Consider the following 21169-nt stretch of genomic DNA (forward strand, 5'->3'; position numbering starts at 1 on the left):
CATCATCTTTGATTTTACTATCGGGCCCAATCTGACATGTTAGTCGTATTCTAACATGTCAGTTCCATTTTGTCAAATGAATTTATTGCTAGTTTAAATCAAATTATGTCTCGGATTATCCTCAATTCGGGTAAATTGCTATTGCATCCAAACCTTAAAATAGAATCTCATCTTTGCTGGAGCAGGTACAAAATCAGGCTGCATGCAGCCGCGCGCGTGGGGTACCGATGTCTTTTATCTCGCTTTTACTTAATTTCGAAAATATGTTGATTTTTGTGAGTAAACATCGTAATATTTAACCAGAATTTTCGATACATTGATGGCTAATCATGGCAATCTTTTTCAAAATCAATTTTTCGGAGGAGTAAAAAAGATGAAAGCAAAAAAACTAAAGAAAATGCTGTTCTTGATTGTTTTATCTGCTGCAATCGGATTAAGCGGCTTTTGCTTTTCCGGTTGTTCAGCAGGCAAAAAAACATCAGAGACAGCGGAAGCGACCGTTTACTACGGATTAGAAGATAATATTCAAGACGGCGTCATTCTTCATTGCTTTGACTGGACGTTCAAGCAGATTAAGGAAGCCCTTCCTGAAATCGCGAAAGCAGGATTTTCTTCCGTTCAAACATCACCGGCTCAAGCATCATACAAAGGAAACAGCGCTTGGTATTTTCTTTATCAGCCAAACGGTTTCTACATCAACGATTCGGGACTTGGTTCAGAGGAGGATTTAAAAGAGCTTTGTGCCGCCGCAGACAAGTACGGAATTAAAGTTATCGTGGACGTGGTCGCAAACCATTTAGCAGGTGACCATAGCGGTATTGATTCAACACTTATGCCATCAAAATACTGGCATAACTATGGCAGCTTAAGCGATTACTCAAACCGATATGAAATTACACACGGTGATATCGGTATGCCGGACTTAAACACCGAGGATTCTTATGTGCAGAACAAGGTAGCCTCATACATTCAGAAATTAAAATCCGATGGCGTTGACGGAATCCGATGGGATGCCGCTAAGCACATCTCGCTTCCTTCCGAGGGGAGCTCATTTTGGAGCACGGTTATCGATTCCGATATGTTCAACTACGGAGAGATTCTAGGAAGCCCTGTAGATAACAATGCATCGCAAGCTGCTTCGCTTATTGAGGAGTATGCAAAGTATATGTCCGTTACAGATTCCTCCTACTCAAGCACAATTCTTAACGCATTCACAAACGGCAAAGTTTCATTGAAAAAAGGAAACTGGACCGTTCATTCGAGCGTTCCAGCAAACAAGATTGTATATTGGGCAGAAAGCCATGACACGTATTCAAATCATACAAACGAAGGCGGATGGACAAAAAATGTTGATCAGAATATAATCGACCGTGCATACGCAATCATTGCGAGCCGAAACGGTGCAACAGCGCTTTACTTCTCACGCCCCAGCCAGACCGATAAGGATTCTATCCTGGTAGGTGAGCAAGGAAGCACACACTTCACAAGCCCGGAGGTTGCAGCCGTTAACCATTTCCATAACGCATGTAATGGAGAAGATGATTTCTATGATACAGACAGTACATACAACACAGCCTATGTTTCAAGAAAGAGCGGAGCTGTTCTTGTATTAGGCAGTGATGCAAACCAATCCGTATCGGTAAAGAACCACCTTACAACACCCGGAACCTATATTGATGAGATTTCCGGAAATGTATTCACAGTAACAGAGGATACCATCTCAGGAAAAATCGGATCTACCGGTATTGCCGTATTCTACAAGGTTGACGCAGAGAAAAAGGGCTCCACCTCATCGGATCAGTAATCAGACAAAAGTAGAAGGCCATCACTTTCCCGGGTGATGGCCTTCTACGTAGATTGGAACTCCCTGCCATGTGGCTGCTGCGATTCTATGGACTAACCGATGAGATTGAGCCTTTGTTGCTGCTAATTTATGACTAGCCGATAACGTCAAGGGCAGATTCTTACGAATGAAAACAAAAAAGAGGAAATCCTTTTACAGATTTCCTCATGTATGGTGGACCTGAAGAGATTCGAACTCTCGACCTCTCGGATGCGAACCGAACGCTCTCCCAGCTGAGCTACAGGCCCGAATTTTATAAAAAGAAAGGGGTTTTGTCCCCGCGACGTTTGCTATTATAGCACGTTGCAGGGACAAATGCAAGCTAAAAATCTCGGCTCAAAGCCAAGAATGGTTGATCTTGATGTAGATTGTCTTGACGATTTGCGCGACCAAAACGTACGACAGGATTATCGCTGCCAACCAGCCGAAATATACGGCCGGAAGGCCACAGAAGCCCACAGAAGCACCCAAACCGGTAAACGGTAAAATAATGCCCGTTGCCATAACGGCTGTTGTGAGGGCTACCACAGGAGCAGCAGCACGGCTCTGAACAAATGGAATCTTCGGAGTGCGGATGAGGTGAATAATCAGCGTCTGGGAAAGCAGGCTCTCGATGAACCAGCCCGAATTGAACAGTGCCACAAGCGCAGGGTCCGAAGCCGTGTTGCATCCAAAAACAAACCACATAAGCAGGAAGGTTGCAATATCGAACAAGGAGCTTACCGGACCGATGCAGAGCATGAATTTGCCGATTCCCGAAGCATCCCACTTTCTCGGAATGCGCAGGTACTCGTCGTCCATATTGTCCCACGGAATGGAAATCTGCGAGATATTATAGAGTAAATCGAGCAGCAAAATCTGTACCGGCATCATCGGAAGGAACGGCAAGAACGCGCTCGCCGCAAGCACCGAAAGCATATTGCCGAAATTCGAGCTGACGGTCATCTTGATGTACTTGATAATATTTCCGAAGATTTTCCGGCCTTCCACAACGCCGTGTTCCAAAACCGTCAGGTCTTTTTCGAGAAGGATAATATCGGCGTTTTCCTTTGCAATATCGACCGCTGTGTCCACGGAAATGCCGACGTCCGCTTTGCTCAAAGCATGGGCATCGTTGATGCCGTCACCCATGAACCCGACTGTGTGGCCGTTCTTCTGCAAGGCTTCCACGACCCTTGCCTTCTGCAGAGGCGACAGCTTGGCAAAAATGGTCGTTTTTTCGGCGCGTGCCGAAAGTTCTTCATCACTGAGCTGTTCCACTTCCGGCCCAAGAAGGATGGTATCGGCCGGCAAGCCGACATCGCCGCAAATCTTCTTTGTGACAAGCTCATTGTCGCCGGTCAGCACCTTCACCTGAACGCCGTAGCGCTTCAGAGCCTCGATAGCCGTCGCTGCTGTCTCTTTCGGCGGGTCGAGTAAGCCGAGGTAACCGATGAGCGTCATATTGCTTTCATCGCTCACACCGAACACGCCTTCCACGGACGGGCTGTCCTTGTAAGCCACGGCAATTACGCGCATTCCCTGCGAATTGAGTTCGGACGCCATGCCCTTGACTTTTTCCCGCATTTGACCGGTCAACGGTACGATTTCTTCTCCGTACCGGCAGGTTGTGCAAATCTGCAGGATTTCTTCCACAGCGCCCTTTGTGATGAGGCGTGTCTTTCCCTGCCTGTCTTTTAGCACAACGCTCATGCGGCGGCGCGTAAAGTCAAACGGGATTTCGTCCACTTTCTGATATTCGTTGTTGAGGTAGGTAATGCTTTTTTCCGAAGCCTTGTCGATGACGGCAAGGTCGATGAGGTTCTTTAGACCAGTCTGGAAATAGCTGTTCAGGTAGGCATATTGAAGGACTGTGACATCTTCTTCGCCCTTCACATTCAAATGGCGCTCAATCACGATTTCATCCCGCGTGAGCGTTCCCGTTTTATCCGTACACAGCACATCCATAGCGCCGAAATTCTGAATCGAATTGAGGTGCTTGACGACGGTTTTCTGGCGCGCCATGCTCACGGCGCCTTTTGCCAGATTGGTGGTGACAATCATCGGCAGCATTTCCGGCGTGAGGCCGATGGCGATGGAGATTGCATACAGCAGCGCCTGAAGCCAATCGTGCTTTGTAACACCGTTAAGCACAAAAACAATCGGCACCATAATGCACATGAAGCGAATCAGCAGCCAGCTGACGGAGTTGACCCCTTTATCGAAGCTTGTCGGCTCGCGCTGGCTGGAAAGGGCCTTTGCCATGTTGCCAAAATAGGTTCGGTCGCCTGTCGCCAAAACAACCGCGGTCGCGGAACCGCTCACCACGTTCGTACCCATGAAGCAGATGTTGCGCAGGTCAAACAGATTGGTATTATGGGCGTCTGGGTCCGCTTCGGCGAATTTTTCCACCATTTCCGATTCGCCAGTCAGAGCGGACTGGCTGACGAAAAGGTCCTTTGCCCGCAAAATGCGCACGTCTGCCGGAATCATGTCGCCTGCGGAGAGAACCACAATGTCGCCCGGAAGGAGGTCCGCGATATTGATTTCTTCCATGCCGTTCTCGCGGCGGATTACGGTTGCCGTCGTCTTAACGAGAGAGCGTAGGCCCTCTGCTTCCTTTCCGGAGCGGAACTCCTGAAAAAAACGCATGGCGCCGCTAATCAGCACCAGAACCACAATTACAATGACTGCGGAAAGGTTCTTCTCCCCGACCGGAGCTAGCACGTAAGAAGTAAGGAAGGAAATCGCAGCAATAACGAGTAATATTAGGGTAAACGGATTGATGAATGCTTGCGCCAACTGCACATACCATGGTTTCGGTTTTTCATGTGTAATCTCGTTGCTTGGGTATTGGCGAGAAAGCATCTCAACGTCTACAAAGTCCAGGCCTTTTTCGCGTGTCTTGAGCTTAGACAGCAGAATGTACTTTTCCATTGCGGAGTACTCAGCCAAGGATTTGGCGATTTCTTTTGCTTCTGCCATTGCTGTGTTTGCTTGATTCGTTTTTCTTTTCACGTTCCTCCCTCTTTTCTCCGTTTTTTACGGTAAAAATTTGAAAAATAAAAATCCCCCGCCTCTTCCATGTTCGGTGGGGGACTTTCCTGCATCATTCTGCGGGGATTAGCCGCCCGTCAATTTTTCAGGTAAACTGCTTGCGCGGTGCGGTCCTCGAGTGTTGGAAACAAATGAGCAAGATACTCCTGTTGGTTCTGGTAAGCGGAATCAATGCCAAGGCAAGAAACGATAAGGAAGAAAAATGCTCCGGTCTGAATCCAAAAAATCGTAACATCCGTAAGGCCGTGTACCAAAACCGAAACAAAAATCGCAGCCGCCAGAATATCCAAGTCACGGCAAATATGATGGCGATACCGCTGCACAAGGATGCGGATATATGACCCAATGTAGACGCAAATGGCGGCCGCACCCACAATGCCAAAATTCAAAAGTGTGTCGAGTACAAGGCTGTGGCAGTGATACGTCTGGTATCCCCCGTACTGTTCCCAAATAATATGGTATGCAGTTGCCCCGCGCCCAAAAATAGGAGTCGCTTTAAATGCGCGCCACGCAGCATGCCAGATCGACATGCGATGATCAATTGTACGCTGAATTTCCGCGGCGGACCTTGGCAGGAGCTGCGGAAACACCAAGAAAGCAATTCCCGCGGCAAGGATCACAAGAAAAGCTACCTTAGAAATTTTGGATTGACGTTTATAGACAAGCCACACAAAAACAGCACAAACCATACCTAAGGCAGAAGAAAAACTTCCCGCCAAGTAAAGGCCGGCAAGATTGAGAGCGATGACAATGGCGTACTGCATCGTTTTTTTCGGATTCGTAAAGATACGGTAAAGTGCGATTACAACAATAAATTCAATCATCATGCCAAAGTAATTGGCATTGACAAAAGTGGAAACCGGACGGTAATCAGAAAACGAAGAATAAACCAAAAATTTCTGGATAAGAGCTACAACCACACAAAAGACGCTTGCAGCACAGGCTGTGTCCAGCGCCATATAGTAAAGTTCGCGGGTCATCACACTTCTGAAATAGAGGCCACACACAACGATGGCATAAATCAAAATGGAATATGCCATACCTCTGTAATTGTTGTAGGAAGCGGCTACAAAAAACGACCCAACCAAAAAAGTAAAAATCAGTTTCGTGAACGGGGCTTGAAACGCTTTCGTGCGAATACGGTATTTCACCATCGTCATGAAAGCAATGCACGAAACTGTGACAAGGCTGAAATAGAACGGAAGGAAAAGCGATACGGTGAACAGAAACACAGCAGCGCGGTCAATATCGGCCTGAGAAATCTCTTTTTTTCCTGCAAAAAGTGCATAGCAGGAACGCAGTGCCTTTACGATAAAAACCACCCCTTTGTGTATTCTTGTTCCGAACGAAAATTCATACAAATTTTTACAATTTTAGATTTATTGTATTGTAACTGAAACACATCGTAAATGCAAGTACATGATTGTAAACAATAAATGAACAATGGCTTCTCAGCCCAGTTGTCAATTATAATCAATTAAGGACTGCGAAGCAAGAGGAATTAATGCTCAAAGTGGCAGAACGCGTCTCTTAACATTGTGCAAAATAACGAAAATCATGAACATATTTTTAATTAACAGGGCATAAATCTTTATTTGCTGCGATTTTCGTATATACTTTAAGATATCCTGAGGAAAATGCGGATCAGAGAAATTTCGCTCTGCAAGAAATTGGAATCGGAGCTGTTTGAAAGATGAATGAAGCGACTAAACCTTTACCCTCCTATTGTGAGCGATTTAAGCCTGACTATTCGTGCGGACTGACTGAATTACAGGTTTCGCAGCGCATACGGCAGGGACTTGTAAACGGAAAAGATGAAATCCGAACGAAATCAATCGGTCAAATCGTCCGCGACAACACCGTTACATTCTTCAATATCCTAAACTTTATTCTCGCTGCACTCATTATATCGGTCGGATCATGGAAAAATCTCCTTTTCATGGGCGTCATCATCTCCAATACATTAATTGGAATTATTCAGGAAATCCGTGCCAAAAAAACAATTGACAATCTTTCGCTGATTACATCTCCAAAGGCCCATGTCATTCGCTCGGGAATGAAAAGCGAAGTAGTTGTCTCTGAACTTGTGCTCGACGACGTCATTGAACTTTCTTCCGGCATGCAGATTCCCGCTGACTGCATTATCCTCGACGGGCATTGCGAAGTAGACGAATCCCTGCTGACCGGCGAATCCGACCCGGTTTCAAAGGACGTAGGCGACATGCTCCTGAGCGGCGCTTTCCTTGTCAGTGGCACCTGCCGGGCCAAAGTGGAACATCTCGGCAAAGATAACTATGCTTCCAAAATTACACAAAGTGCCAAATACATAAAGAAGCCGAATTCCGAGATTATGGCGTGGACAAACCGAATTATTAAATGGATTGGGTTTGCGATTATTCCAATCGGCACCGCGCTGTTCTACAAGCAAGTTTTTGTTTCCAACGAAGGATATGCCGACGGCATTGTCAGCACGGTTGCCGCGCTGATTGGAATGATTCCGGAAGGGCTTGTCCTGCTGACGAGCGTTGTCCTTGCTGTTGGTGTGATTCGTCTTTCCAGCCACAAAGCACTCGTGCAGGAACTTTGCGCCATTGAAACTCTGGCCCGTGTTGACACGCTCTGCCTTGACAAAACCGGCACCATAACCGAAGGAAGCTTACAGGTTGACAAAGTTGTCCCGCTCGGGAACTGCACCGCAGAGGAAGCAGAACAGATTCTTGCCGCTTTTGCCGCGGCTCAGAATGACGGAACACCGACGATGCGTGCTATCCAGAATGCCTACCCCAAAGCGCCCTCGTGGGTCTGCGGCAAAAAGGTTGCTTTTTCCTCCGCGCGGAAATGGAGCGGCACTGCTTTCAAAAACCAAGGCTGCTATGTTCTGGGTGCAGGCGAATTCATTCTGCCAAACCGGTTTGAAGAGATCCGCGCGGAAGCGGAGAAATATGAAAACCTCGGCCAGCGCGTGCTTCTGCTCGCCAAAACCGATTATCTGGACGAAAACGGCTTAAATGAAGCCGCGGCGCTGCCCCTCGCGCTCGTCATCTTGAGCGATAAAATCCGCAAAAACGCAAAACGGACTCTGGAATACTTCAACAGTCAGGGTGTGGACATCAAGGTCATTTCAGGCGACAATCCCACCACGGTTTCACGCATTGCGCAGCGGGCAGGCCTGAAAAATGCGCAAAACTTCGTGGATGCTTCCAAATTGAAAACCCAAGCGGAACTCAGGGAGGCTGCGGAACGCTACACCGTGTTTGGCCGCGTCACGCCGAAGCAGAAGCTCGAGCTTGTGAAAGCACTGAAGGCGAAAAAGCACACGGTAGCCATGACGGGCGACGGCGTCAACGATGTTCCGGCGCTCAAGGAAAGCGATTGCAGCATCGCGATGGCATCCGGCAGCGACGCCGCACGCACGGTTTCAAACGTAGTCCTGCTCGATTCCGATTTTGCCAGCATGCCGCGCATTGTGAATGAGGGCCGCCGCTGCATCAACAACCTGCAGCGCTCCGCTACACTGTTCCTGGTAAAAGCGATTTTCTCGGCGCTGACCTCCGTCATCTTCATTTTCTTTGCCTGCAACTTCCCGTTCCAGCCGATTCAATTCACGCTCATCAATGCTGTCGCCATTGGCATTCCGTCGTTTTTCCTCGGCCTCGAGCCGAACCGAGACCGCCTGCACGGGAAATTCAGCCACAATGTCATGCGCAACTCACTGCCCGGAGCTTTGACGCTTACTTTCTGCATCTTAACGCTGTCCGCCATGTCTTTGCTGTTCCATTTCTCCGACGAGGAGCTCTCCACGCTTGCAGTTCTACTGGCAGGTTTTATTGAACTGATGATTCTGTTCCGCGTATGCTATCCGTTCAACATCATGCACATAGTCCTGTTTAGTTCGATGTGCACCATTTTCGTGCTTGCCCTGGCGCTATTCCCCACGTTCTTTGAGATAACCCCAATCACGTTCCCGATGATACTCGTGCTGGTCATGATGATAACACTGGCACTTTTCCTGATGCCGGCACTGATACACCTGTTCAATCGCATCATCTTTCGGAAAATCAATTACTGACAAGCCCGATTTTTCGGAAGTAAGCCTCGCTGGAGATGCCGGACGGCCTCAGAAAACACCCTAAGGAAAAAAGGCAGTCTGGGTCTCTCGTAATGTAGTTCATTTTCTCCAAGCATGTAAATGTCGCCTGAAAGCCCATTTCCCGCAGAATCGAATCGGAGCAGTCACTTACAGCTCCGAACGGGTAGACAAATGCAGTCGGCCGGAACCCGGTGTTTAACTCCAGCTCCGTCTGCATCTTTCCCACATCATTCTGCAGGATATCTTTGTAGGCCTGAAAATCTTCCCCCCAGCACTTCTGCGCTCCGAGGCGTCCCTTGGTGGTGTGGAGGTTGTAGCTGTGGTTCTGGAACTCCACAAGGCCGGAAGACATCATCTCCGTAATCTGGTCCCAAGTCAGGTAGGAATAGCTGGGGTGACCGGAATCTTTCTTTGAAAATTGATCCGTATAAGAACCAACCGGCGCAATGATAATCTTTGCGCCGTATTTTTTTGCCAGCGGGTAAGCATAAGTATAATTGTTATAGTACCCGTCATCGAAAGTCAGCATAATCGGCTTTGCAGGGAGCGGGGTGCCTATTTTGACATATTGAATCAAGTCCTGTACGTTGACAGTCTGGTATCCGTTTTCTTTCAAATAGTGCAAATCTCCTTCAAACTCATCGGGTGAAATGACATATTTGCCGAGACGTTTTTGCTCCTTCAGCATACTGTGGTACATAAGGACCGGAAGCTTGATGCTGCCAGCGGGAACATCTGTGGGGGCAGCGGAAGCATCTACGGCGGAAGCATTCACGGCAAAAGCAACCCCAGTACAGATTAAAACGGCGACGGCAGTGCAGACTGCCAGAACGGTACGGCTGATGCGAAACGAAACAAACATAACAATACCCGCCTCCCATCTAAAGATATGGTCAGGCGGGTATTCTCATGCCTAGCTGAAATTTCAGGTAACACCTCTTAGGTCAAACGGCGGAATAAACGATTTGCTTGCGGATTCACGCTCCTGAATATAACCGTCAAGACCCAGCTCAAACAGACGGTTCTGCACCTTCTCATATTCCCTCGCGGTGATTCTGCGCCCTAAGGGAGGAAAATCGGCGGCTTTGCCGCACGGAACATACTGCGCCATCACGCTGACGGGCACCCCGTCCGGCAGGTTCGCGGCAAGCCAGTCCAAAACCGCAATCGAATTTTTGGTATGCCCCGGCAGAATGAGGTGCCGCACCACGGTTCCCCGCTGCATCATGCCTGCCTCGTCATAGACCGCAGGCCCGGTCTGGCGCACCATTTCGAGAATCGCCGCCTTCGCCGTTTCGGGGTAATCCGGCGCACCGGAAAGCGACGCCGCCAACTCCGGTTGTATGTACTTAAAATCCGGAAGGTAAATATCCACATAGCCTTCCAGCATGCGGAGGGTCTCCAGTGTTTCGTATCCGCCGCAGTTGTAAACCACTGGCACAGACGGTTTGCGAATCGAAAGCGCTTCTAGGATGGCTGGGACAAAATGCGTCGGTGTTACGAGATTGATATTATGTGCGCCCTGTTCCTCCAGCTTCTGAAAGATTTCGGAAAGCTCTTTCGGCGTAACCCGTTTTCCCACTTCTTTGACTGTGCTGATGGAATAGTTCTGGCAAAAGACGCACCCAAGCGGGCACCCGGTGAAAAAGACGGCGCCGGAACCGCGTGTTCCGCTGATGCAAGGTTCCTCCCAGAAATGCAGCGCCGCGCGCGCAATTACGGGGTCTGTACCCATTCCGCACCTTCCGCTGCCGCTCTCCGCTGTACGGCGGGCTCCGCAGCGGCGCGGGCAAAGCGTGCAGGCTTCTTGAATCATGCTTCCGCCTCCTCGGTCAGTGCAAGGAAGGCAGCAAGGCCGCCCCGTTTTCCGCCGGTCGCGCGGTGCGAGAACAGCAGGTTGGAATTGCACTTCGTGCAGATTTCCGCCACCGTAATGGAAGAAGCCTTCAGCCCCGCACGCATCAGGATACGGCGGTTTGTCTCCCAAAGATCAATGTGAAACTTCCCGTTTCCGTCGTCGTGAATCAATTCCTGCGGGTTTAAATCCGTCAGCTGCGCAAACGCATCGCGAACAGGAGCATCCACCTCAAAGCAGCACGGCCCGATGGAGGGGCCAATCCCCGCCAGCATATCCTGCGGGCGGCTGCCGAACTCGCGCGTCATTGCCTCTACGGCCGCAGAGGCAATCCGTGCCACCGTTCCGCGCCACCCCGCATGGGCAAGCCCAACGGCGTGCTTTACCGGGTCCAAGAGGAAAATCGGAACGCAGTCTGCATAATGGGTGACAAGCGTAACACCCGGCTCATTGGTAATCAGCCCGTCTACGCTCTGCATATCCTTCGGCTTCCAAATTCCGATGCCGCAATGCTCTTTCCCCACGCGGCGAATGTTTGTATGATGATCCTGTGCGGACGAAACAAGCGAATTGAAATTGAAACCGACTGCGTTGCAGAAACGGCGGTAGTTTTCCAGAACATTTTCATCGCTGTCTCCTCTTCCGAACCCGAGGTTCATGGAAGAAAACTCATTTTGACTGACTCCGCCGGCACGTGTGGAAAACGCATGTCGCACGAAGGAATATGTGGAAAACGACGGGAATGTAAGGTATTGCACCCCGCCGCTGTTATGAAGCTCCATATTTTTTGCATCGAATTGCATCGAACGGCCTCCCGAAAACAGATTGCCTTGATTGTATCACAGACCGCTTCCAAAGTCCATGCGGGAGGCCGAAGATGCACCCCGCAGAAGTCAGCGGTAGATCGTTACGAACTTGATGTTGAAGAAATCGCACACCAGAAGGTCGTCTGTCATGGCCTCCTGAAGAATGATGAAGTTTGCGCCAACAGCGAGAAGTTTTCCCGATTTTTCAAGGTAGGTGTTTGCTCCCACCAAAAACTCCACTTTCACGCGGTTGCCAATTTGAGTGCGGAGAAAACCGTTCAGGAACTGCACGCTGTCTGCTGCCATTCCCACGCCTTCCTCCTGGTCTGCCATCGGCATACCCGACCCGGGAAGACTGGGGCCGCCCTGCATCCCCTGCATCTGTTGCATTCCGGATGTTCCCTGATTCATCATCCCGGATGTGCCCTGGTTCATCATCCCGGATGTTCCTTGGTTCATTCCACCGATGTCTAAATTATTGATAAGCGGTGTAGGCTGTTGAGTAAGCCCCTGCGGAAGTCCGCTGGAGTGACTTGTTGTGTAAGTCGCTCGGAAATCTGAAGTCTGCATATTCATCTTATGAATCCTCCTAGGTTTTCGCGTATTTTTCAGTTGGAATATAGAAGCAGTGCTGACCGATTCGTGTCAGGAACTGACCTGTTTGGTTTGGCGGAAAATACTGAATACAAGACGGTTTGAAAGGATTGAAATAAAACAGCGAGTTCGCAACAGCGTTCAGCGTACCGTTGGCCATGGCCCAGTCTGCAATCTCATAATGAGTATCATTGGGGACCATGTTGTATATGTTTTGTGGATTATAGGCCCCTCCCACAACTTCTTTCATGCAGGTGAACTGACCGGCCTGGGTGATGATGGCACGCATATCTCCGCCTTTGCTGACGCGGAAAAACTCGCCGTAAGGCACATTGGTGCGGTTTACAATAACCGAAGCGACGGCCTGCATTCCGGTGTAGCCCTCGCCGTCTGCTTCGCACATCAGCAGCCGCGCCAAAAGTTCGCGAGTCGTGTATGGCATAAGATTCCCGTTCCTTTATCGAATTTGAAAGTTCTGCTGACATTACTATATGCAGCAGAAGGAAGTCCTGCACTCGAAAAAGAATCCTGAAAATGAAAAAAGCAGGCTGTAAAGCCTGCTTTCTTTGTGATTCTGTTAATTTTATTTGCCCGAACAAATCTCCCCGACAATGCGGCTGACGACTGCACCGTCGGCACGGCCCTTGACCTGCGGCATGAGTTCCTTCATGATGCGCCCGCGATCTTTCGGGGTAGGTGCCGTAATGCCGAGTGAAGCGAGAACGCTCTGAATCGTCTTGCGGATTTCCTCTTCGCTCATTTCTTTCGGGGCAAATTCCTCAAGAACGGAAAGCGCAAACCTGCTCTTGCTCAGAATATCTTCGCGGTCTTTCGGTGTGGTTTCCAAGGTTTCCTTCACTTGCTTGATTTCTTTGCGAACGACTTCGTTTTCCTCGGCTTCCGTCAGGTCTGCCTGCTTATCGATCTGTTTTGCCTTCAGCTGAGAGAGAAGCAGTGAAAGAACGTCTTTCCGCTGTTTGTCGCCGCTCTTCATAGCCTTTACCATTTCCGCACGTACTTCATAGATTTTCGACATACCTAAGCCTCCATATTTCAATCGAAAGTTTTCGTGAATAATTATGAGTTCTTGCTGGCAATGGTTACGGAAACCTTGTAGTTTCCGTAAATCCAGCACTTGGTGGAATTGCTGATTGTAAACGTAACCGGTGCTTCCGTCTGACCGGTGAAATTCTGCTTATCCGAAAGGTCAACACTGCCGATGACGCTGGTATCGGTCAGTTTTGCGAGTTCCTCCGGCGGTCCTACGGCGGTGACGGAAAGCCCCGTCGTGCGCACGGTGGCGTTCCGGTCGGTGCCCACATTCTTCACGTTGAAAACAGACGCCACAAGCTGCTTCGTTGCCATGTTGCTAAGATCCAACGTAACATGAGCGGTCGGCGAACTGCTGAGATTCTTGCAGGATGAGGGCAGCGTAATGTTTGCGTCAAACGAATTGTGTGTCGGGCTGATTAAGGAAAAATCAATTGGGTCAAGCGATATTGTGCCCATCATATTGTCAAGCACGGTTTTCGGCGCTGCGACGTCGATGGTGCTGGGCTGAATACTAATCTGGTCGGCACTGAGTGTCAGACCGGACGGTTTATTTGCAAAGGTCGCGGTAACCGTCATGGTCTTGCGCGGCAAAACGGGAATCGTGACGTCTACCTTTTCGGGGGTAACTGTCATGTTTCCTTTGTCCAGTTTATTGCCGTTCGCATCAAACAGCACAAGCGTCGCAGTAAACTGCAAGGAATCCGTCGGCGTGTTTGTCACCTCATATTGATACGCCACACGGTTCACCTGGTTGACTTCTTTTTCCGGACCGGCAATGGTGACGGTGTCGGAAGTCAGAACAGGGGAACCGACAAAATAAGAGGGGTCGGTTTTCAGCCCGCCTTTGTAGGTAATATCGCTTTCAATGTTGAATGTCTTTTCCCGGTAGCGGTCCACCATGAAGCTGACAACCTCCGGATCCGTGTGGTCCACCGTATACGCCGTACGCCCGAGGTTCGTTTCCGAATTCCGCACGGCAACCGGCAGCGAATAGTTTCCGGGGGTCGTGATGCTTGAGGCAGACGGAACATAGGCAACCAAGTCGGAAGCCTGTAGTTGAAATACGACCGCAGCATTTCCCTTCACATAAACCGAGGCGGTCGTGTTCGTCGGGCGGAAAACCTTCAATCCCTCGCTCTGCGCGGCATCGGAAAGCGTAATCTTCAGCGGGACACCTACAATCGCCCGCGGGTGATCTTCTGTGTTGGTGCAGGCCACAACGAACCATAGAACAATTGCCAACAGCACAGAAATCACAGCAACAAAGCGATTGTTGTAGAACAGGCGATTCCACTTAAAGCGTTTCTTAATTTTCGGCTGCTTGTCCTTTTTCATTGCTTTTTCCCCCTTCTGAATGAGGGAAAACGACTTTGCTTTTTCTCGTCCTTTTCCTCGGTGCTCTCCGCCAGCAAACGAGATTCAAGTTCACTTTGAAGCGTTTCCCGTGTGTAATTTCTAGTAATGACTCCGTTTGAAACAACAGAGATCTGGCCGGTTTCCTCGGAAACGACAACGATGACCGCATCGGAATTTTCGCTCATGCCGATTGCGGCACGGTGCCGCGTTCCGAGTTCAATCGCAACCCTGTCGCTCTTTGTCAGCGGAAGAATGCATCCAGCGGCATAGACCATGCCGTCGCGCAGAATCATGGCACCGTCGTGCAGAGGTGCCTTGTTGAAAAAGATATTGCAGATGAGCGGCACGCTCGGAAGGGCATTGATAATCGTTCCCGTGTCGATGATGTCACCGAGCTTTGTTTTCATTTCAAACACCATCAGGGCACCTGTCTTTTGTTTGGACATTTGGACTGCGGCTTCCACAACCGCATTGATGCAGAGGCGGTTCCTGCGGTAAATTTCCTCGGAAGTTCCGCCGCCCAGCCAAGATTTTCGGCCGAATTCGCTTCGCCCGATTTGTTCAAGCGCGCGCCGTATCTCCGGCTGAAAGACAATCATCACGAGAATCAGTGCATACTGAAACAGATACACCATGAGTGTCCTCATCATGGTCAGTTTCAGCAGAGTGGCAAGGCCCCACACTACCAGAAGAATGATTATGCCCTTGACCAGCTGCCCCGCGCGCGTTTCACGCACAAGCTTGATTGCGTTGTAAATGATGAAGGAAACGAGTATGATATCCAGTGCATCATTCCAACTGAACTGCCGGAGCATCTGGAGGAAGAGATGCCACGCCGCAATGATTTCATCCATACCTTTTTCCTTTCTTCCGCATATAACACTTAGTTTATTTTAACATATTTACTAGCACTTTCAATGCTTTGTCTGTCTTTTTTTGACTAAGATTCTTTTTACGGCATTCGCGGCGCCCTGAATATCCTGCATGGTCGTAAACGCAGACGGGCAGACCCTTACGGCTCCTGTCTCGATTGTTCCCATAAAGCGGTGAGCAGCGGGTGCGCAATGCAGTCCGGCACGAACCGCAACGCCTAACTCGTTCAGCTGACGGCCGACTATCTCGCTCTGCATTCCGCGGATGTTGAAGGACAGAACCGGAACATAGTATTTCGGGTCAGGCGCCGGAGTATAAAGCACAACGCCGTCCATCGCAGCCAGCTGGCGGTGCAGTTCACGCATCAAAGAGATTTCATGGTTAAAAATTCTTTGGATTCCGTGGCGGCGCACAAAACCGATTCCTGCCCTTAGGCCTGCAATTCCCGTCATATTCAGGGTTCCGCTCTCCATGCGTTCCGGCATGCCGGAAGGCTGCACAGGGTTGATAGATTCCGTGCCGGTTCCGCCCTCAATCAGCGTTGCGAGCGAGGAACCTTTCGCCGTAATGAGCATACCGGTCCCCATGGGGCCGTAAAGGCCTTTGTGCCCGGCTACGCAGAGGTAATCAATCTTGCTGTCCTGCAAGTCAATCGGCAGCAAACCGGCCGTCTGGGCACAGTCTACGGCAATCGGAATTTCATACTGATGCACAAGCGCGGCAATGCGCTCCACCGGCAGACGAATTCCCCACACATTCGATGCATGAGTGCAGATGACAAGCTTGGTATTTGGGCGCAGCGCTTTGCGGAACGAATTTACCGTACTGTCGTTGTCGCCGGGGTAAACACGAGCCTCGGTATAGGTTATGTCGAATGCTTTCAAAGCATGAAGCGGACGAATGACCGCATTGTGTTCCAAGCAGGAAATGACGACATGGTCACCCGGTTTCAGCAGCCCCTTAATCACATAGTTCATGGCATGCGTGCAGTTCAAAGTGAACGCCACGCATTCCGGGCCGGGTGCATGGAAAAATTCCGCCGCGTCGCTTCTGCAGCGGAAAATCTCTTCGGAAGAAGCCATTGCCAAGCTGTGGCCCGCTCTTCCCGGGTTCGCTCCGTACCGAACCAGTGCGTTCGCCACGGCTGCACGCACTTCACGCGGTTTCGGATAAGTAGTAGCAGCATTATCAAGGTAAATCATTCATCAGCCCTCCCACACGTCACGTCCAGCCACGGGTATTCCGGACTGGCGTAGAATCCGTTCTGCTTCATCTGTGCGAATCGGCACATAAAGTCCGTAGCCGCAGCCACGGCCGTCCGAATTATGATAAATCCTTTCGACACTTGAACGAATTCCGTAATGGGCAAGAAGTCTTTGCCCTTTCATCGCATAGGTGACTGATCCAATGAGAATCATAGGTCTTCCCACAGCAAATCCCCTCCGTTGGCGAACCGCCGATCAGAAGCCTGGACGAAAGGCCTGCTGCCCAGAAAACGGTGATGGAACGCCGATCCGAACAGAAAATGAGCCGGTCAGATCCTCATGGAAAAGAACCGGCGGTTCCTTTAGTAATACAGGATATGCTGTAGACCCCTGCTTTGCTTATAGCTGTTCCAGAAGGCAAACCGCGTGTGCTGCAATTCCCTCCTTGTTTCCGGTAAATCCGAGACCTTCTTCCGTGGTTGCCTTCACGCTGACGCTGTCGGCGGGCACGCCGCATACTCTTGCGATGTTATTCCGCATCTCCATAATATACGGTTTGAGCTTCGGTGCCTGTGCAATAATTGTCGCGTCGATGTTCCCCAAGCGCAGGTTCTTTTCGGCCAGCAGCGAGCAAACCTTCGCCAGCAGCTTCAGGCTGTCCGCACCGGCATAAGCCGGGTCATTGTCCGGGAAATGGGTTCCGATGTCGCCGAGCGCCGCGGCGCCGAGCAGGGCATCCATAATCGCGTGCGTGAGGACATCGGCATCCGAATGGCCCAGAAGCCCCTTTTCGGCTGGAATCTCAACGCCGCCGAGAATCAATTTTCTTCCCTCGGCAAACCGATGCACGTCATATCCATGACCGATTCTCATACCGATTCCTCCCTGCGCCGCAGAATGGTCTCTGCGGTGATGATATCGTCCTGCGTTGTCAGCTTGATATTCTCGTAGCTTCCGCGGCAGAGATGGACTCGAACGCCCATATGCTCGAGAAGCTGGCAGTCATCGGTGTAATCTGCGTTTTCCTCCTGCGCCCGGCGCATGGCGGCTTCATAATCGCTGCGGCGGAACACCTGCGGCGTCTGGACCGCCCAAAGGCAGCTGCGGTCCGGCGTGGAATCGATAAAGCCGGCGCTGTCCGTTATCTTAATGGTGTCCTTGACCGGAACGGCAAGGGCAGATGCGCCATGTTCACGCGCGTCCGCAACGCAGGCGTCAATCTCCTCCGGGCGGACAAGCGGACGGGCACCGTCGTGCACCGCCACAAGCTCCGCTTCGTGCGGAACAGCCGCAAGGCCCGCGGCGGCGGACTGCTGGCGTGTTTCCCCGCCGGGGACAATGGAGATGATTTTTTTCGCGTCGATTCCGCGTGCGATGATTCGCATTTGGTCAAGCTCCTCTTCCCGGCAGACGACGACGATTGAACCGATTTCGCCTGCCTTTTCGAACGCCAAAATCGTCCGAGCGACAGACGGCATTCCGAGAAGGGGAAAAAATTGTTTTCCAACAGAAAGATTCATTCTTGTGGAAGCGCCTGCGGCAAGAATTACCGCACAGCACTGATTTCCGTTACTCAAATTCATGGCTCCTAACTCTAAAAGACTGCTTGCTATTTCCTGATTATCAGGATATAGTAAAAGAAAAAAACGTAAGAAAATGGTGAAGAGGATGAAAAAAGATTATTTAGCAACACCGGAGCTGCCTGCAAAACGTGTTAGCGATTCTGAAATTGAGCAGGTGCAGCCCGTTTTTAAAGCTCATCTGAATTCGCAGAATCGTCTGTTCGGCGGGCAGCTCGTTGCATGGATTGACATTGTTGCCGGCGCTGTCGCACGCCGCCACTGCAACCGCAACGTTACAACCGCCGTCATCGACAGCCTGCAGTTCAAAGAACCCGTTTTCCCCGATGACGTCGTCGTTCTTTACGGACGAATGACCTATGTGGGCAAAACCTCCATGGAAGTTCGGGTCGACAGCTATGTGGAAGCCCTCGACGGCAACCGGAAACTTGTAAACACCGCATATCTTGTACTTGTGGCACTTGACGAAAACGGCAAGCCGACACCCGTGCCGCGGCTGATTTGCGAAACACCGGCCGAAAAAGCCGAGTGGGAAGCCGGTGAAAAACGCCGCCAGCTCCGCGAAAAACGGCGCTCCGAGATGTTTTAGTAGGCGTGTTTCAGTTTGCTGCGCACTCTTTGAAGGGCATTGTCCGCCGCCTTTTCGGTGACGGACATTTTTTCTGCAATCTCGCGGTAGCTGCAGCCGCTGAGATAAAGCCGGAGGGCTTTCTGCTCCATAGGTGTCAAAAGCTGCTCCAAGCGTTTCTGAAAAATTTCAAAGCTTTCTCGGTTGTCAACAAGGACCTGCGGGTCCGCGGAACAGTCCGCAGGAAAATCCGGCGCATCTTCCCCGCTGAGCGAAACGAAATTGCTCAGCGGACTGTTTTTCTTGCCCATCGCGGAACGGTAGGCCATGATGACGCGGTTTGAAATACAAACATCCGCGTAGGTGCGGAACGAGGCGCTGCGCTCCGGATTATAACTCTCCGCGGCAAGGAGAAGGCCCAAGAGGCCCTCTTGGCACAGATCCTCTGATTCCACACCGGCAGCATGGTAAGGGGAAACCTTTGCCCGAATAAAGGAGATGTAGCGCTCCGTCAGCTCGGCAAATGCCTCTGCGTTTCCTTCCTTAACGAGCGCCGCCAACTGCGCATCGTCGCAGGCTGTAAGACTGTCGATTCTGTGGGCGGACAAATCCATCACCCCCGGAAAATGCGATGATTTGAGTTTCATCATACTCTAACACCGGGCGTAAGTCAACCGCCCTCCTCGACGGGAATATTGCATTGAAACCCGTCGAAGATAGGAGTATAATGTCAAAAGAATATACGCAGGAGGAATTATCGGATGGTTTCTCACGTGTACAGCATGGGCCTGTATGGCATGGAGGCTTTTCCTGTGGAAGTGGAAGCCGACCTTTCGCAGGGGCTTCCGTCGTTCGAGGTGGTCGGCCTTCCCGGCACCGCGGTGAAAGAATCGCGCGACCGCGTGCGTTCCGCAATCAAAAACTGCGGGTATGAATTTCCCGTCAGCCGCATTACGGTGAATCTCGCGCCGGCTGACCAGAAAAAGGAAGGGCCGCTCTATGACCTGCCCGTGCTGATTGCACTGCTGAAAGCCAGCAAACAGCTCGACTGCGGCACCGACGACAGCGTCTTCATCGGCGAGCTTTCTCTGACAGGCGAAGTAAGAAGCGTCCGCGGTGTTCTTCCCATGGCCATTGAGGCAAAGAAGCGCGGCTTTCGGCGCATATTTGTTCCCTGCGACAATGCCGCGGAGGGTGCTGTTGTAAAGGGGCTGGACGTCTTTCCCGTCAAAAATCTTCCAGAGCTGCTCCGCCACCTGACAGGTGCCGAAGCCATTTCGCCGGCCTCTGCAAATGAAACGGAGAATCTTATCTCTCCCCCCGCTGCTGATTTCGCCGATGTGCGCGGCCAGCTGCAGGCGAAGCGCGCGCTCGAAATTGCGGCAGCCGGGGGGCATAATGTGCTCCTCGTCGGTTCGCCCGGCTCGGGAAAAAGCATGCTCGCCAAACGACTGCCGTCCATTCTGCCGGACATGACCTTTGAAGAAATGATTGAAACCACCAAAATTCATTCCATAGCGGGGGCGATTCCGCCCGGCGTTTCCCTAATCCGCACACGGCCGTTTCGTGCCCCCCATCACACCGTTTCGCCCGCCGGACTCTCCGGGGGAGGAAGTATTCCGCGCCCCGGCGAAATCTCGCTTGCGCACAACGGTGTTCTGTTTCTGGACGAGCTTCCCGAATTCTCCCGGGGAGCCATGGAAGTTCTCCGCCAGCCGATTGAAAATGGTATGGTGACAATCTCCCGCGCAGGCGGCACCGTTTCGTATCCCTGCTCCGTCATGCTCGTTGCCGCGATGAATCCGTGCCCGTGCGGTTATTTTGGACATCCGAAGCGCAGGTGCATCTGTTCGCCGCAGGCGGTGACGCGATACCTCTCCCGCGTTTCCGGCCCGCTGCTGGACCGGATTGACCTTCACATTGAGGTTCCTCCCGTGGAATTTGACGAGCTTTCCTCCGATGAAAAAGCGGAAAGCTCCGCGGAAATCCGCAAGCGGGTCAACGCCGCCCGTGCGATACAGAACCAGCGTTTCCATGGCACCGGCATCACCTGCAACGCGCGCATTACGCCTGACCGGCTCAGAGAATTCTGCCCCATGTCGGAAAAAAGCCGGAATCTTCTGAAAACTGCCTTTGAGCGTCTCGGACTTTCGGCCCGTGCCTACGACCGTGTTCTGAAGGTCTGCCGCACGATTGCCGACCTTGACGGTTCGGAAACCATAGAGCCGCAGCACATTGCCGAGGCAGTGCGGTACCGCAGCCTCGACCGGAAATACTGGCTGAAAGAACTTTAGGATTCTAAGGAAAAAG

Annotated in this window: 19 protein-coding genes and 1 tRNA gene; 4 read left to right on the top strand and 16 right to left on the bottom strand. The window is 51.1% G+C overall.

Going from position 1 to position 21169, the window contains the following annotated elements:
- Positions 1-373 precede the first annotated feature (373 nt).
- Positions 374-1804, top strand: a complete 1431-nt coding sequence (locus NOG13_RS06030) for an alpha-amylase family protein (RefSeq protein WP_283109677.1) — start codon at positions 374-376, stop codon at positions 1802-1804.
- 211 nt (positions 1805-2015) lie between these two features.
- On the opposite strand, the gene NOG13_RS06035 is transcribed toward NOG13_RS06030, so the two are convergent.
- The 3 genes from NOG13_RS06035 to NOG13_RS06045 form a co-directional block, all read right to left on the bottom strand.
- Positions 2016-2091, bottom strand: a tRNA-Ala gene (locus NOG13_RS06035).
- Positions 2092-2179: 88 nt separating this feature from the next.
- Positions 2180-4840, bottom strand: coding sequence for a magnesium-translocating P-type ATPase (gene mgtA / locus NOG13_RS06040; protein ID WP_283109678.1), 2661 nt, complete (start codon positions 4838-4840; stop codon positions 2180-2182).
- A gap of 116 nt (positions 4841-4956) precedes the next feature.
- On the bottom strand, positions 4957-6201 hold the full coding sequence (locus NOG13_RS06045) for an O-antigen ligase family protein (RefSeq protein WP_283109679.1): 1245 nt from the start codon (positions 6199-6201) through the stop codon (positions 4957-4959).
- 371 nt (positions 6202-6572) lie between these two features.
- Between NOG13_RS06045 and NOG13_RS06050 the strand changes: the two genes are divergently transcribed.
- Positions 6573-8948 (top strand): cation-translocating P-type ATPase, encoded by a 2376-nt coding sequence (locus NOG13_RS06050; RefSeq protein WP_283109680.1) that lies wholly within the window; start codon positions 6573-6575, stop codon positions 8946-8948.
- Here NOG13_RS06050 and NOG13_RS06055 read toward each other — a convergent pair.
- The 12 genes from NOG13_RS06055 to ispD all read right to left on the bottom strand — a co-directional run bounded on the left by NOG13_RS06055 (position 8938) and on the right by ispD (position 18288).
- Positions 8938-9831: a polysaccharide deacetylase family protein gene (locus tag NOG13_RS06055; RefSeq protein ID WP_283109681.1), complete on the bottom strand. Its 894-nt coding sequence runs from the start codon at positions 9829-9831 to the stop codon at positions 8938-8940. The two genes, NOG13_RS06050 and NOG13_RS06055, sit on opposite strands and share 11 nt — an antisense overlap.
- 63 nt (positions 9832-9894) lie before the next feature.
- The gene (locus tag NOG13_RS06060) at positions 9895-10785 is read right to left on the bottom strand and encodes a radical SAM protein (protein ID WP_283109682.1); all 891 of its coding nucleotides are present in this window, start codon (positions 10783-10785) and stop codon (positions 9895-9897) included.
- On the bottom strand, positions 10782-11627 hold the full coding sequence (gene pgeF / locus NOG13_RS06065) for a peptidoglycan editing factor PgeF (RefSeq protein ID WP_283109683.1): 846 nt from the start codon (positions 11625-11627) through the stop codon (positions 10782-10784). The genes NOG13_RS06060 and pgeF overlap by 4 nt, the downstream gene beginning before the upstream one ends.
- 90 nt (positions 11628-11717) lie before the next feature.
- A complete protein-coding gene (locus tag NOG13_RS06070) occupies positions 11718-12206 on the bottom strand; it encodes a hypothetical protein (RefSeq protein ID WP_283109684.1) in 489 nt (162 codons plus the stop codon).
- A 13-nt stretch (positions 12207-12219) separates the two neighbouring features.
- Entirely contained in the window at positions 12220-12666 is a 447-nt protein-coding gene (locus NOG13_RS06075; RefSeq protein WP_283109685.1) for a cell wall hydrolase, read from the bottom strand.
- 141 nt (positions 12667-12807) lie between these two features.
- Positions 12808-13260 (bottom strand): GatB/YqeY domain-containing protein, encoded by a 453-nt coding sequence (locus NOG13_RS06080; RefSeq protein ID WP_283109686.1) that lies wholly within the window; start codon positions 13258-13260, stop codon positions 12808-12810.
- A gap of 41 nt (positions 13261-13301) precedes the next feature.
- Positions 13302-14612 (bottom strand): CdaR family protein, encoded by a 1311-nt coding sequence (locus NOG13_RS06085; RefSeq protein WP_283109687.1) that lies wholly within the window; start codon positions 14610-14612, stop codon positions 13302-13304.
- Positions 14609-15487, bottom strand: a complete 879-nt coding sequence (gene cdaA / locus NOG13_RS06090) for a diadenylate cyclase CdaA (RefSeq protein WP_283109688.1) — start codon at positions 15485-15487, stop codon at positions 14609-14611. Before cdaA ends, NOG13_RS06085 begins: the two co-directional genes overlap by 4 nt.
- A gap of 60 nt (positions 15488-15547) precedes the next feature.
- The gene (locus NOG13_RS06095) at positions 15548-16708 is read right to left on the bottom strand and encodes an aminotransferase class V-fold PLP-dependent enzyme (protein WP_283109689.1); all 1161 of its coding nucleotides are present in this window, start codon (positions 16706-16708) and stop codon (positions 15548-15550) included.
- A gap of 3 nt (positions 16709-16711) precedes the next feature.
- Positions 16712-16936, bottom strand: a complete 225-nt coding sequence (locus NOG13_RS06100) for a putative Se/S carrier-like protein (RefSeq protein ID WP_283109690.1) — start codon at positions 16934-16936, stop codon at positions 16712-16714.
- A 174-nt stretch (positions 16937-17110) separates the two neighbouring features.
- The gene (gene ispF / locus NOG13_RS06105) at positions 17111-17584 is read right to left on the bottom strand and encodes a 2-C-methyl-D-erythritol 2,4-cyclodiphosphate synthase (RefSeq protein ID WP_283109691.1); all 474 of its coding nucleotides are present in this window, start codon (positions 17582-17584) and stop codon (positions 17111-17113) included.
- Positions 17581-18288 (bottom strand): 2-C-methyl-D-erythritol 4-phosphate cytidylyltransferase, encoded by a 708-nt coding sequence (ispD, locus tag NOG13_RS06110; protein WP_428849319.1) that lies wholly within the window; start codon positions 18286-18288, stop codon positions 17581-17583. Before ispD ends, ispF begins: the two co-directional genes overlap by 4 nt.
- A 91-nt stretch (positions 18289-18379) precedes the next feature.
- On the opposite strand from ispD, the gene NOG13_RS06115 reads away from it, so the two are divergent.
- Positions 18380-18880 carry an acyl-CoA thioesterase gene (locus NOG13_RS06115; protein WP_283109693.1) on the top strand — a complete coding sequence of 167 codons (501 nt, stop codon included), beginning with the start codon at positions 18380-18382 and terminating at the stop codon, positions 18878-18880.
- On the opposite strand, the gene NOG13_RS06120 is transcribed toward NOG13_RS06115, so the two are convergent.
- Positions 18877-19509 carry a sigma-70 family RNA polymerase sigma factor gene (locus NOG13_RS06120; protein WP_283109694.1) on the bottom strand — a complete coding sequence of 211 codons (633 nt, stop codon included), beginning with the start codon at positions 19507-19509 and terminating at the stop codon, positions 18877-18879. The two genes, NOG13_RS06115 and NOG13_RS06120, sit on opposite strands and share 4 nt — an antisense overlap.
- A 111-nt stretch (positions 19510-19620) precedes the next feature.
- Here NOG13_RS06120 and NOG13_RS06125 point away from each other — a divergent pair, with 111 nt between their 5' ends.
- A complete protein-coding gene (locus tag NOG13_RS06125) occupies positions 19621-21153 on the top strand; it encodes a YifB family Mg chelatase-like AAA ATPase (protein WP_283109695.1) in 1533 nt (510 codons plus the stop codon).
- Positions 21154-21169: the final 16 nt, after the last annotated feature.

It is taken from the genome of Thermocaproicibacter melissae, from assembly GCF_024498295.1.
Taxonomy (GTDB): Bacteria; Bacillota; Clostridia; order Oscillospirales; family Acutalibacteraceae; genus Thermocaproicibacter; species Thermocaproicibacter melissae.